Source organism: Mycobacterium sp., from assembly GCF_049683935.1.
Classification (GTDB): domain Bacteria; phylum Actinomycetota; class Actinomycetes; order Mycobacteriales; family Mycobacteriaceae; genus Mycobacterium.
The window spans coordinates 1-13,010 of the sequence record NZ_JBAUJR010000103.1; the positions used below are offsets into that span (position 1 = coordinate 1).

The following is a 13,010-nucleotide window of genomic DNA, read 5'->3' on the forward strand; positions in this document are numbered from 1 at the left end:
GTTGCGGGCAGCCCACAGGTCGGCGGCCAGGGCCAGCGTCACCGGGAGCAGCGCCCCGCTGGCGGTGCCCTGGATGATGCGACCCAGCACCAGGATGGTGAGGTCGGTCGACATGGCCGTGACCACCGATCCGACTGCGAACCCGACGAGGCTGACCTGGATCAGCATCTTGCGGCCGAAGCGGTCCGAAGCGCGCCCCAGCAGCGGCATCGCCGCGATGTAGCCGAGCAGGTAGCCGGTGATGATGGGCGTGACCCGTTGGATCTGATTCACACCGATACCGACGTCGCGCATGATGTCGGTCATGATCGTGACGACGACGTAGGTGTCGAGTGCACCCAGGACGACCGCGAGACTGCCCGCGCTGATCGCGATGTTGCGATTGGTCTGACCCGGTTTCACCGCCGGTGCGGTGGTGTCCGCCGGGGACGAACGGTGCATCAGGGAGCGGGTTGGTCGACGGTGACCGGCTCGCCCCACTTGGACAGCGTCATCGTGACGCTGTTGCCGGGGCTCGGCTCCAGCCGGGCCTGCATCAGCTCGTGGTCGCCGCCCTCGGCGATCCACGCCGTGCCGGGCACCGGGCCCGTCGCCCCGATCTGGGGGGCGATCTTGTTGACGGCGTCCGCGGTGACGCTGCCGGTGATGCGCACGGTCTCCGTGCCCTCGATGGTCTCGCGGCCGTCGGCCGTGGCGTCGGAGAAGTTCGTCAACACGTTGGCCAGACCGACATCGGGGTTCAGGATCGCCGCGACGTCGTAGATGTCGGAGGCCGGCCCGAAGTTGGAGAGGCTGCCGCCCGAGGTGATCGCCGCGTAGAGATCGCCGTCAGAGACCACGAATTCGACACCTTCGAGGCGCTGGCCGAGGAAGACGATGTCGGCGGTTCCCTTCGCGGCCACAGCAGGCGTCTGCGTGAGGTCACCCTCGAGGGATTCGACTGGGAGTTCGGCGATCTGGCCCTGCACCGTCAGGGTGAGGTGAGCGCTGGTCTGGCCCTTGGTGGTCTCGCTCGACTCCGACAGAAGCGTGGCGGGGTCGGGGAGTTCGGAGCTGGAGTCCTCGGACGACGATCCGGAACACCCTGCAACGAGGGCGACGACGGCGATCAGGGCGGCGAGGATCGCCAGAAGGCGGGTCTGCATGCCTGCATCGTAGTGGGTGTGCCCGCGGGGACGCGCTGCCCGGGTTCCCGGCGCCGGGGCAATCATGGCTTCTGATCAGGAGTTTCGACGCCTCTCGACGGCTCGGGCGCACAGGCACGTTCTAGGCTGGACACCGTGTTCACCGGAATCGTCGAAGAATTGGGTGAAGTCGTCGGCAGGGAAAGTCTCGGCGACTCTGCCCGACTGGTCATCCGCGGGCCGATTGTGACGTCGGATGCCGGGCACGGGGACTCCATCGCGGTCAACGGCGTGTGTCTGACCGTGGTCGACGTGCTCGCCGACGGCTCGTTCTCCGCCGATGTGATGGACGAGACACTGAACCGCTCGAGTCTGCGCGGCATCGAAGTCGGAACCCGGGTGAACCTGGAGCGCGCGGCGGCGATCAGCAGCAGGCTGGGCGGCCACATCGTGCAGGGGCATGTCGACGGAACGGGCCATGTGGTCTCCCGCACGCCGTCGGAACACTGGACCGTGGTGCGCATCGCGCTGCCTGTCTCGCTGTCCCGCTACGTCGTGGAGAAGGGGTCGATCACCGTCGACGGCGTTTCTCTGACAGTGTCCGCACTCGGACCGGATTGGTTCGAGGTGTCGTTGATTCCGACGACGCTGGATCTGACCACGCTGGGCCGCGCTGAGGTCGGCACCCCGGTGAACCTCGAAGTAGATGTGATCGCCAAGTACGTCGAGCGGTTGATGGCGGCGAAAGACGGCTCCGGCAACGAATAGCTCCCGGTGCCCGTTATCCGTGGGTTTTAGCATTCTCGGGAGACACCACGGCCACTCAAATCACACGTGTCACACTTTGCTGAATCCGCGACACGCCGATTGCAGCAATCTTTCAGAAAACGTCGACGCGCAATTGACGGTGACGTAATCTCCTTTCCTGTCCAGCGTGACCAGGCGAGGAGTTGTTTGTGGCCAACCATCGGAAGATTTCAGCGAACCGAAATAAGCAGGCTAAGCGCTTAGCGGTTCTCGCGTTCCTGGGACTGGCAGTTGCGTCGCCGGGGATTGCCACAGCGTCGGCCGACGCGACAGAGGGGTCTTCCGCCTCCACCGACGCCGGCGCAAAAACGGATGCCGGCCCGAAGGGCGATCCGGACGGCAACAACGACGCGGGGATCGGCGACGGTCAGTCCGAAGACGGCGACGGTCAGTCCGAAGACGCTGACGCCGACGACGAGGGCGACGATCCCGACGACGATGCCGATGATCTCGATGACGGCGATCTCGATGACAGCGGTCTCGATGACGACGGTCTCGATGACGACGGTCTCGATGACGACGGTCTCGACGATGGCGACGCAGAGCAGGGGGACGCCGACGAGATCGACGAATCGGAGCCCCCGCCGGCCGAGGGCGACGACACCAACCCTGAGCCCAACCAGTCCTCCGGCGCGGCCACGTCGAAGGCCGCGCTGAGAAACACCGACCCGGAATCGGTCGACACCATGTCGATGACTCCGACCCCCACCGACCTCGAGTCCTCCTCGATCACCACAGAGCCCGACGACACAGTGGTGCCGCAGCAAACCGCACTCGTCGAGACACTGGCAGACCCCGAGGTCGACGAGAAATCGCCGTGGGACTTCCTGCCGCAGTACCCGGAGATCGCGGGCGTCACCAACACCGAGGTGGCGGCGGTGGTGTTCATCGCCGCGGCGGCCGCGACGGTGATCTCCATCCCGACGGCTCCGCTGCTCACCATCCCGCTTCTGTTGGTGACCATCGCGGCATGGACCCGGTTCGAGGATCTGGGCACCAACCATCACGCGCCCACCGCCCAGGTGACCAACACGATTCGGGCGCTCGGGGTGGTGACCGGCACGCTGATCGGCAACGACGAGGACGGCGACCCGGTCAACATCACCCTGGAGAACGGGCCCGCCAACGGGAACGTGCAGATCATCGGTAGCTCGTTGCTGGGCGGCTTCCAGTACATCTACACCGCGAACAATCCGCTGACGCTCGGCGCGATAGACGACTCCTTCACGATCAAGGTCGACGACTACGGCGGCTGGCGTAACCATCCGCTCGGAATGCACGCGGTCTCGATGACGATCGACGTCACGTCCGGTTCGGTGATCAACGGCTTCCCGGTTTTCACCCAGGAGGCGACCATCGTCAGCACCGATCCCGATACCCAGCAGATGCTGGGCACCTTCGCGGCCACGGATCCCGACGGCACCCCGCTGACGTTCACCGGTTTCGCCGTCTCGTCGCTGCTGGGGACCAGCGTCGAGGTCAGCTATGACGAGGACGGCAACGGCACCTTCACCTACACCCCGTCGGCTGCCGCGATTCAGGCCGCGGCGCTCGACATTATCGGCATCGGCGACCTGATCACGATCACCGCAACCGATGCCAACGGCGGCTTCGCCATCAGCACCGTCACGGTGCACCTCGTGCCCCCGAACACCCCGCCTGTGGTCTTACCTGTCGGAACAGCGATCCCCAACCTCCTCACCGGAATCGCGACCGGATCCGTGCTCGGTACGGACGTCGACGGCGACGAACTGCAGTACAGCGTGACGGGGTACGGGGGTGGCCAGTCGGTCATCCTTGGCAGCGGCAGCATGGTGATCGTCGATACCGACGGCAAGTGGACCTACATCCCGTCCGTGGACGGTGGCGACCCGATCCTGGGGACCATCGACGACAGCTTCCGGATCTACGTCACGGACGGGCGGGGCGGAGAAGCATCCACGCTCATCGGCCTGTTCACCCGCGAGTTGAATATCGACTACGACAACACGGTCGTCAGCGGGGGCGTGACAGGTGGTTTGTCGATACCGTCGGCACTGTCCGGACTGCTCACCTACAGCCTAGGAACAGGTTCTCCTGCGGGCGTGACAGTCAACGCAGACGGCACCTACACCTACACCGGCAGCTCGGAGGCGAGCTTCTCGATCGTGGGGACCAACGCCGACGGCGGATCGCTGACGGTGGCCAACGTCACCGTTACGCCGAACCGGGCGCCGACGCTGACCACCAAGGGTTTGAACATCACGCCTACCCCGGGCAAGACCGAGGTCTGGACCGGCGTGACCGTGAACGACCCCGACGGGGATGGCCTGACCTGGACCTACTCTGCGTCGAACGGGTCCGTCAGCTTTTCTCTTCCGGTCGATCTCACCGACCCGTTGAGCGGTACCCGGACCAGCAGTCGCACCGTGACCTACAAGTCCAGCGGTGGCAGCGATGGCAAGATTTTTCCGCCGGAACTGCCCTCGAACGGACCCTCTGACACGATCTACGTCACGGTCACCGACTCGAAGGGGCTGGCGACGACGTTCACTCTGTCGTACCCGGCCTGAGGGTCCACGGGCCCTCGACATCCTCACCCGACCGGCGGGCAATAACCGGCGTCTACTCGTGGTTCATACTGAGAGACGTTGACTGAGGTGTTCCGTGGGCTTCGGCGCCGGAACCGGCAAGGTGGTGAGGATGACGAGGCTGGATTCGGTCGAGCGCGCATTGGCCGACATCGCCGCGGGTAAGGCCGTGGTCGTCATCGACGACGAAGACCGCGAGAACGAAGGCGACCTGATCTTCGCCGCCGAGAAGGCCACCCCGGAACTGGTGGCCTTCATGGTGCGCTACACCTCGGGATACCTGTGTGTGCCGCTCGACGGTGACATCTGCGACCGACTCGGCCTGCTGCCGATGTACGCCGTCAACCAGGACAAGCACGGCACCGCCTACACCGTCACCGTTGATGCCAAAAGTGGTGTCGGAACCGGTATCTCGGCGTCGGACCGGGCGACGACGATGCGGCTGCTGGCCGATCCGAACAGCACTGTCAACGAGTTCACCAAGCCGGGTCACGTGGTGCCGTTGCGGGCCAAGGACGGCGGCGTGCTGCGTCGCCCCGGCCACACCGAGGCTGCGGTCGATCTGGCCCGCCTGGCCGGCCTGCAACCCGCCGGTGCGATCTGCGAGATCGTCAGCCAAAAAGACGAAGGGGACATGGCGCAGACCGACGAACTGCGGATCTTCGCCGACGAGCACGGCCTCGCCCTGATCTCGATCGCCGACCTCATCGAGTGGCGGCGCAAACACGAGAAGCACATCGAGCGCATCGCCGAGGCGCGGATCCCGACCCGCCACGGAGAATTCCGCGCCGTCGGCTACACCAGCATCTACGACGAAGTCGAGCACGTCGCCCTGGTCCGGGGCGACATCGCCGGCCCGCACGGCGACGGCCACGACGTTCTGGTGCGGGTGCACTCCGAGTGCCTCACCGGTGACGTCTTCGGCTCCCGCCGGTGCGACTGCGGTCCCCAACTGGACGCGGCACTGGCGATGGTGGCCCGCGAGGGCCGCGGCGTCGTGCTCTACATGCGCGGCCATGAAGGACGGGGCATCGGGCTGATGCACAAGCTGCAGGCCTACCAACTCCAGGACGCCGGTGACGACACCGTCGACGCGAACCTCAAGCTGGGTCTGCCCGCCGACGCCCGCGACTACGGCATCGGCGCACAGATCCTCGTCGACCTCGGTGTGCGGTCGATGCGCCTTCTGACCAACAACCCGGCCAAGCGGGTCGGCTTGGACGGCTACGGTCTGCACATCATCGAGCGGGTGCCGCTGCCGGTGCGCGCCAACGCCGAGAACATCCGATATCTGATGACCAAGCGGGACCGAATGGGCCATGACCTCGTCGGCCTCGAGGACTACGACGAAGCACTCCCGGGCGAGTTCGGCGGCGCGGTATGAGTCCTGCGGCGGGCGTCCCCGAGTTACCCGAGATCGACGCGTCCGACATCTCGTTGGGCATCGTGGCCAGCACGTGGCACGAGACCATCTGCGACGCACTGCTCGAAGGCGCAAAACGGACCGCGGCAGACGCCGGCATCAGTGACCCGACGGTGGTCCGGGTGCTCGGCGCCATCGAGATCCCGGTGGTGGCGCAGGCGCTGGCGGCGACCCACGATGCGGTGGTCGCGCTCGGTGTGGTGATCCGCGGTGAGACACCACATTTCGACTACGTGTGTGACGCAGTCACGCAGGGGCTGACCCGGGTGTCGCTGGATTCCTCCACGCCCGTCGCCAACGGGGTGCTCACCACCAACACCGAACACCAGGCCCTGGATCGAGCCGGTCTGCCCACGTCGGCCGAGGACAAGGGCGCTCAGGCGGCCGCTGCGGCGCTGTCGACGGCGATCACGCTGCGCCAGTTGAATTCATGAGCGGCAGCGATTGGGACCTCGAGGTCAAACCTCATCTGACACCGATCTTCGCCTACGGTGCGGCGCTGGTGATCCTGGCCTCGCACGTCGTCGTGGGTGTCCTGCTCAAGGCGTCCTCGACAGGAGTGGTCTTCCGCACCTACGACCAGGTGGCCATCGCGTTGGTGGGCGCGGTCATCGCCGGGTTCGTGTGTCTGTTCGCAAGACCGCGACTGCGGATCGGGCCCTCCGGGGTCGCGGTACGTAACCTGTTCGGCTACAAGCTGTTTCCGTGGAGTGACGTGCTGGGGGTGTCGTTTCACCCCGGGGCACGCTGGGCACGGCTGGACCTGCCCGACGACGAGTACATCGCCGTGATGGCGATCCAGGCGGTCGACAAGCGGCGTGCCGTCGAATCGATGGATCAGGTCCGCATCGTGCTGGAGCGGTACAAACCCGATATCAATTCACATCGCCCATGACCGCACCTTCGCGGCGGGGATCAGCGCCACCCACCCACCCGGATCCGTCACGGACGATGGCCGACAACCCGCTGGACTGATCGGCGAGGTCCACCTCGTGACCGAGGGCGCGCAGCCCCTGGACCAGCGGATCGTTGTCGCCGTTGTCCGAGGAGTCGATCACCGGGTGCTCCCCGCCGACGTTGGTCTTGGGTGTGTTGGCAGCGCCGAAATCGACCATCGACACCGCCTGCTGGGGGTCCAGGCCCCAGTCGAGCATCCCGACAACGGTTTTCACGACGAACTGGATGATCGTCGAACCGCCGGGTGAGCCGGTGACGGCATAGAGAGGTCCTCGCGCTCCGGCGGTGTGAGGCTCGAAGATCAGGGTGGGCGCCATTGTGCTGCGCGGTCGTTTCCCCGGTTCCAGACGGTTGGCCACCGGCACGCCGTCCGGCCCGACGGGTTCGGCGGAGAAATCGGTGAGCTGGTTGTTGAGCAGGAAACCGTCGACCATGTGGAAAGAGCCGAACGCCGACTCGATGGTCGTGGTCAGCGACGCCGCGTTGCCCTGCTCGTCGATCACGCTGATGTGGCTGGTGCCATGCTCGGGAACCGGCGGCACCGGAGCGGCGGGAGGGCCGAATTCACCCGGTTTTGCGGTGCCCATCGTTCTGTCCTGCGAGATCAGCGCCGCGCGTCCCGCCAGGTAGTCGCTGCCCAGCAATGTGTTCGGGGTCCCGCCCGGTAGTGGCACGAAGTCGGTGTCGGCGACATAGCGGTCACGGTCGGCGTAGGCCAACCGCTCTGCTTCGGAGACCAGATGCACCCCCATCACTGTCGGGCGCCCGCCGTTGAGGTCGACGTCGGTGGGTTTGTGGTCGTTCATCGGGAAACGTTCGAGCATGCTGAGGGTGGCGGCCACGGCCATGCCGCCCGAGGAGGGAGGCGGCATGCCGCAGATCTCCTTGCCGCGGTACTCGGTGCACAGCGGGTCGCGTGTCCTGACGGTGTAGCCGGCCAGATCCTCGACGGTCATCAGGCTCGGGGTGCGGCCGCCGGAGGGGTCCGCGGCAGCAGCGACGATGTTGCCGGCGATCTCTCCGGTATAGAAGGACTCCGGGTCGGCTGCGATGGCGCCCAACGTTTTTGCGTATGCGGGGTTGGTGAGCACAGTGTCCGTGGTCTTCGGCGCCCCGCCCTGCTCCAGGAAGTAGGAGGCGGCGTTCTCGTCGAGGCGAAGCTCAGGCGCCGCATCGGCGATGGCCGCCGCCAGTCGCGGGCTGATGTCGAAGCCGTCGTCGGCGAGTGTCACGGCGGGGGCGAACAGGTCGCGCCACGCCGTCTTTCCGTGCTCGGCGTGGACTTCGGACAGCATCCGCACGATCCCGGGCACCCCGATCGAGCGGCCCGAGGCCCGGGTGTCGGGTTTCGGCTCGGTCCTGTCGGTGTCGGAGATCCACCGCAGATAGTTCTCGGTCGCCGCCGCCGGGGCGACCTCGCGGCCGTCGAAGGCCTGGACCGATCCCGAGGCCGCGTCGTAGTAGAGCAGGAACCCGCCACCCCCGAGTCCCGACGACTGCGGTTCCACCAGTCCGAGCACGGCCTGGGCGGTCACGAGCGCATCTGCAGCGGTGCCGCCGTCTCTCAGCACCTCGCACGCTGCCTGCGTGGCCACCGGATTGGCGGTGGCAACCGCATACCGCGTCGTGTGCACGGCCGTCATGTCGCTGCGGAATCCGGTCGCGGCCTCAGGCGCGGCGGAGGTGTCTCTCGGCTCCGATGTAGACCCTGCCTTTGATACGGGCGTTCCGTTGGCGACGATGTCGCACGGACCCGCGGGTGCCGGGGCGGCGTTCTGGCCGCTGCTGCAACCGGCAAGCACCAGTGACATTCCCAGAAGTGCCGCCGTCATCCTGCGAGCGGGCCAGAACCGCATCACAGTCACGGTAGTCCGTCTACCCCGTCGGGACACCGCAGTAACCTGGGTTGCGTGCCTGATCCATCGACGTACCGACCTGCGCCCGGGTCGATTCCCGTCGAACCGGGTGTCTACCGCTTCCGCGACGTGCACGGCCGGGTCATCTATGTCGGCAAGGCGAAGAGCCTGCGCAGCCGGCTGAACTCCTACTTCGCCGACCTCGCCGGCCTCGCGCCGCGCACCCGGCAGATGGTGACGACCGCCGCAGGGGTGGAGTGGACGGTGGTCAGCACCGAGGTCGAGGCGCTCCAACTCGAGTACAACTGGATCAAGGAGTTCGACCCGCGGTTCAACATCCGCTACCGCGACGACAAGTCGTATCCGGTCCTGGCGGTCACCCTCAACGAGGAATATCCGCGGCTGATGGTGTACCGCGGCCCGCGGCGCAAAGGAGTGCGTTACTTCGGCCCGTACTCGCATGCCTGGGCCATCCGCGAGACCCTCGACCTGCTGACCCGGGTGTTTCCCGCCCGCACCTGCTCGGCTGGAGTGTTCAAGCGGCACAATCAGATTGACCGGCCATGCCTGCTCGGTTACATCGACAAGTGCGCGGCGCCGTGCATCGGTCGGGTCAGCGCGCAGGAGCACAGACAGATCGTGCTCGACTTCTGCGACTTCCTCGCCGGCAAGACCGACAAGCTGGTCCGGGAGATGGAACAGCAGATGAACACCGCGTCCTCGGAGCTGGACTTCGAGCGGGCCGCGCGATTGCGCGACGACATCGGCGCGCTGCGCCGGGCCATGGAGAAACAGGCCGTGGTGTTCGGCGACGGCACCGACGCCGATGTGGTCGCGTTCGCCGACGACGAACTGGAGGCGGCGGTTCAGGTCTTCCACGTCCGTGGCGGTCGTGTTCGTGGCCAGCGCGGATGGGTCATCGAAAAGTCCGGTGAGCCGGGGGAATCCACCCTGGAGTATCTCGTCGAGCAGTTCGTCACCCAGTTCTACGGCGATCAGGCCGAGCTGAGTGATGCCGGCGCCGCCGGTATGGACGAGGCGACCAACCCGGTGCCGCGACAGGTGCTGGTCCCGGTACTGCCCGGCAATGCCGAACAACTCGAGACCTGGCTTGCGCAGCTGCGCGGCTCCCGGGTGTCACTTCGGGTGCCGCAACGTGGAGACAAGCGGGCGCTCGCCGAGACGGTGAAGCGCAACGCGGAGGGGGCACTCACCCAGCACAAGCTCAAACGCGCAGGTGATTTCAACGCCAGAAGTGCTGCGCTGCAGAGCATTCAGGATGCGCTGGGACTCGCTGACGCTCCGCTACGTATCGAGTGTGTCGACATCAGCCATGTGCAGGGCACCGACGTGGTGGCGTCGTTGGTGGTGTTCGAGGACGGGCTGCCCCGCAAATCCGACTACCGGCACTATGCGATCAGGGAGGCCGCGGGCGACGGTCGATCCGACGACGTCGCATCGATCGCCGAGGTGACGCGCCGCCGGTTCCACCGCCATGTGCACGATATGCAGCACCCCACGGAGCTGTCGGCGGAAGGCAAGTCGCGGAAGTTCGCATATCCGCCCAACCTCTTCGTCGTCGACGGCGGTGCTCCGCAGGTCAATGCCGCTGCGGCAGTGCTCGAGGACCTCGGCATCTCCGACGTCGCGGTGATCGGGCTGGCGAAACGGTTGGAAGAGGTGTGGGTTGCCTCAGATCCAGACCCGCTGATCATGCCTCGCAACAGCGACGGGCTGTATCTCCTGCAGCGAGTCCGTGACGAGGCCCACCGCTTCGCGATCAGTTACCACCGCAGCAAGCGTTCCAAGCGGATGACCGCCTCGGCGCTGGATTCGGTGCGCGGACTCGGTGAGCACCGCCGCAAAGCTCTGGTCACCCACTTCGGGTCGCTGGCCAGGCTGAAACAGGCCAGTATCGACGAGATCACCGCGGTTCCCGGGATCGGCGCCGCAACGGCACGCGCGGTTCTGGAGGCCCTGGGGGTGCCGGCAACGGACTCCGCGGCCGATTCGGAAGCGCCCGCCGAGGTTATCGGCGATGATCAGAGCAGGGTGTTGGGATGACTGAGCAGGAAACGAACGAGGAACTGCGCGGCGGTGCCGGCGACGAGGGGGCCCTCGAATCCAACGGCATCGACGTGGTGCTCGTCACGGGTCTTTCGGGTGCAGGCCGGGGCACCGCAGCCAAGGTGCTCGAGGATCTCGGTTGGTACGTCGCCGACAACCTGCCGCCGGAACTGATCGCGCGGATGGTCGAACTGGGGCTCGCCGCGGGTTCGCGCATCACTCAACTCGCAGTGGTGATGGACGTGCGATCCCGGGGTTTCACCGGCGACCTGGACTGGGTGCGAAAAGATCTGGCCACCCGGAACATCACCCCACAGGTGCTCTTCCTCGAGGCTTCCGACGACATCCTGGTTCGGCGCTACGAGCAGAACCGGCGCAGTCATCCGTTGCAGGGCAACCAGACTCTGGCCGAAGGTATTGCGGCTGAACGGAGCATGCTGGCACCGGTGCGGGCGGCCGCTGATCTGGTGATCGACACTTCGGCGCTGTCGGTGCCAGCGCTTCGGGAGAGCATCGAACGCGCCTTCGGCGGTGAGACGATCGCCGACACCAGCGTCACCGTGGAATCCTTCGGATACAAGTACGGGTTGCCGATGGACGCCGACACCGTGATGGACGTCCGCTTCCTGCCGAACCCACACTGGGTCGACGAACTGCGCCCGCACACCGGGCAGCACCCTGGAGTCCGTGACTACGTCCTCGGCCAACCTGGTGCCGTCGAGTTCCTCGACTCCTACCATCGGCTGTTGGACGTCGTGATCGACGGCTACCGCCGGGAGGGGAAGCGCTACATGACCGTCGCCATCGGATGCACCGGCGGCAAGCATCGCAGTGTGGCGATGGCCGAGGCGTTGGCGGCGCGGTTACAGGACGGCGCAACGTTGACGGTGCGGGTCCTGCACCGGGATCTGGGTCGCGAATGAGCCCTCGCATCGTTGCGCTCGGCGGCGGTCACGGTCTCTATGCGACCCTGTCGGCGGCGCGTCGGCTCACCTCGCACGTCACCGCTGTCGTCACCGTCGCCGACGACGGCGGTTCCTCCGGCCGACTGCGCAGCGAACTGGACGTGGTTCCGCCCGGTGACCTGCGAATGGCGTTGGCGGCGTTGGCTTCCGACAGCCCGCAAGGCAGATTGTGGGCGACGATCATCCAGCATCGATTCGGCGGTAGCGGCGCCCTGGCGGGCCACCCGATCGGCAATCTGATGCTGGCCGGACTCAACGAGGTGCTCGCCGACCCGGTGGCGGCGCTGGATGAACTGGGCCGGGTCCTGGGTGTCAAGGGCCGGGTGCTTCCGATGAGCCCGGTCGGACTCAGCATCGAAGCCGACGTCGTCGGGCTGGAATCCGACCCGCGGGTCAGCCGCGCGATCCGCGGCCAGGTGGCCATCGCCACCACGGTGGGCAAGGTGCGCCGGGTCCGGCTACTGCCGAGCGATCCACCGGCTACCCGGCAGGCCGTCGATGCCATCATGGACGCCGACCTGATCGTGCTCGGGCCGGGTTCGTGGTTCACCAGCGTCATCCCGCACGTCCTGGTGCCGCAGTTGGCGGCCGCGCTGCAGGCCACCTCGGCGCGACGTGCTCTGGTGCTCAACCTGGTGGCCGAGCCGGGGGAGACGGCGGGTTTCTCGGTCGAGCGCCACATCCACGTCCTGGCTCAGCATGCACCGCAGTTCACCATTCACGACATCATCGTCGATTCCGACAGCGTGCCCAGCGACCGTGAGCGGGAGCAGTTGCGCCGCACCGCCCGAATCCTCGATGCCCACGTTGAGTTTGCTGACGTTTCCAGACCTGGTACACCTTTACATGACCCGGCGAGGCTGGCCGCGGCGTTGGAGGGGGTTCGAAGGCGCGGCGAGGCGACAACCGGCACGACCCAGGCGACGCCGCCGATTCTGCCCACACCGACAGTGAACGGACCGAGAGGTGACCACCCGTGGCGATGACAGCCGAGGTCAAAGATGAGCTCAGCCGGCTGGTGGTCAATTCAGTGAGCGCACGTCGCGCCGAGGTGGCCTCCCTGCTGCGTTTCGCCGGCGGTCTGCACATCGTGTCGGGGCGGGTGGTGGTCGAGGCCGAGGTCGACCTCGGGATCATCGCGCGCAGGCTGCGCAAGGACATCTACGACCTCTACGGTTACAACGCGGTGGTTCACGTGCTGTCGGCGAGCGGTATCCGCAAGAGCACGCGATATGTGGTGC

The 13,010-nt window shown here is 66.5% G+C and carries 12 protein-coding genes; 9 read left to right on the forward strand and 3 right to left on the reverse strand.

From position 1 onward, the window contains the following. Both WA965_RS05725 and WA965_RS05730 read right to left on the reverse strand, forming a co-directional pair. Positions 1–441 (reverse strand): MFS transporter (locus WA965_RS05725; protein ID WP_526447216.1); only part of this gene is annotated, 441 nt, incomplete at its 3' end. Next, positions 441–1,145: an LppX_LprAFG lipoprotein gene (locus WA965_RS05730; RefSeq protein WP_526297198.1), complete on the reverse strand. Its 705-nt coding sequence runs from the start codon at positions 1,143–1,145 to the stop codon at positions 441–443. The genes WA965_RS05730 and WA965_RS05725, both read right to left, overlap by 1 nt. Before the next feature lie 135 nt (positions 1,146–1,280). Between WA965_RS05730 and WA965_RS05735 the strand changes: the two genes are divergently transcribed. The 5 genes from WA965_RS05735 to WA965_RS05755 all read left to right on the forward strand — a co-directional run bounded on the left by WA965_RS05735 (position 1,281) and on the right by WA965_RS05755 (position 6,819). Then, entirely contained in the window at positions 1,281–1,892 is a 612-nt protein-coding gene (locus tag WA965_RS05735) for a riboflavin synthase (protein ID WP_526297196.1), read from the forward strand. A 188-nt stretch (positions 1,893–2,080) separates the two neighbouring features. Then, a complete protein-coding gene (locus tag WA965_RS05740) occupies positions 2,081–4,483 on the forward strand; it encodes an Ig-like domain-containing protein (RefSeq protein ID WP_526447218.1) in 2,403 nt (800 codons plus the stop codon). A 130-nt stretch (positions 4,484–4,613) separates the two neighbouring features. Continuing rightward, positions 4,614–5,885 (forward strand): bifunctional 3,4-dihydroxy-2-butanone-4-phosphate synthase/GTP cyclohydrolase II, encoded by a 1,272-nt coding sequence (locus tag WA965_RS05745; protein WP_526297192.1) that lies wholly within the window; start codon positions 4,614–4,616, stop codon positions 5,883–5,885. Then, positions 5,882–6,358 (forward strand): 6,7-dimethyl-8-ribityllumazine synthase, encoded by a 477-nt coding sequence (gene ribH, locus WA965_RS05750; RefSeq protein ID WP_526297190.1) that lies wholly within the window; start codon positions 5,882–5,884, stop codon positions 6,356–6,358. The genes WA965_RS05745 and ribH overlap by 4 nt, the downstream gene beginning before the upstream one ends. After that, on the forward strand, positions 6,355–6,819 hold the full coding sequence (locus WA965_RS05755; protein WP_526297188.1) for a PH domain-containing protein: 465 nt from the start codon (positions 6,355–6,357) through the stop codon (positions 6,817–6,819). The genes ribH and WA965_RS05755 overlap by 4 nt, the downstream gene beginning before the upstream one ends. On the opposite strand, the gene WA965_RS05760 is transcribed toward WA965_RS05755, so the two are convergent. Next, a complete protein-coding gene (locus tag WA965_RS05760; protein ID WP_526297187.1) occupies positions 6,800–8,737 on the reverse strand; it encodes a gamma-glutamyltransferase family protein in 1,938 nt (645 codons plus the stop codon). The two genes, WA965_RS05755 and WA965_RS05760, sit on opposite strands and share 20 nt — an antisense overlap. 54 nt (positions 8,738–8,791) lie before the next feature. Here WA965_RS05760 and uvrC point away from each other — a divergent pair, with 54 nt between their 5' ends. From uvrC to whiA, 4 genes are all read left to right on the forward strand, one after another. Further along, positions 8,792–10,801 (forward strand): excinuclease ABC subunit UvrC, encoded by a 2,010-nt coding sequence (gene uvrC / locus WA965_RS05765; protein WP_526297185.1) that lies wholly within the window; start codon positions 8,792–8,794, stop codon positions 10,799–10,801. Next, positions 10,798–11,727 carry an RNase adapter RapZ gene (gene rapZ, locus WA965_RS05770; protein WP_526297183.1) on the forward strand — a complete coding sequence of 310 codons (930 nt, stop codon included), beginning with the start codon at positions 10,798–10,800 and terminating at the stop codon, positions 11,725–11,727. Before uvrC ends, rapZ begins: the two co-directional genes overlap by 4 nt. Beyond that, entirely contained in the window at positions 11,724–12,755 is a 1,032-nt protein-coding gene (locus tag WA965_RS05775; protein WP_526297181.1) for a gluconeogenesis factor YvcK family protein, read from the forward strand. Before rapZ ends, WA965_RS05775 begins: the two co-directional genes overlap by 4 nt. Next, a partial coding sequence (gene whiA, locus WA965_RS05780) for a DNA-binding protein WhiA (protein ID WP_526447220.1) occupies positions 12,746–13,010 on the forward strand: 265 nt, incomplete at its 3' end. The genes WA965_RS05775 and whiA, both read left to right, overlap by 10 nt.